Below are 376 nucleotides of genomic sequence, written 5' to 3'. Positions count from 1 at the left end.
GGATAATATTAAATTGCCGCTTATGTATGCTAACATTGAAAAAGACCTAACTGTGCAAGATCGCTTTAAACGAATTGTTACTAAAATTGGGATTGAGCCCATTTTGAAAAAAAAACCACTTGAGTGTTCTGGTGGCCAACGATCTAGAGCTGTTTTTGCTAGGGCTGTAATTATGAAACCCCAAATAATTTTAGCAGATGAACCAACTGCGTCTTTAGATTCGAAAAATAAAGAAAAAATTATCAATCTACTTTTTGATATGAATAAAGAACTTAATACTACTATTATTACAGTGACTCATGATTTAGATGTAGCCAATCGTCATGAACGAATAATTACTCTCGAAAGGAATGAATAAAATGGGATTCTATATAAT

General features: G+C 31.9%; 1 protein-coding gene. It reads left to right on the top strand.

Annotation, left to right across the window (positions count from 1 at the left end; all coding sequences use genetic code 11):
* Positions 1–358 (top strand): ATP-binding cassette domain-containing protein (locus Q4563_RS16950; protein WP_303605322.1); only part of this gene is annotated, 358 nt, incomplete at its 5' end.
* Between the last annotated feature and the right edge of the window lie 18 nt (positions 359–376).

The sequence above is a fragment of the Gilvimarinus sp. 1_MG-2023 genome, from assembly GCF_030548285.1.
The sequence above is the reverse complement of the archived record's forward strand: the minus strand, read 5'-3'. Positions and strand labels throughout refer to the sequence as shown.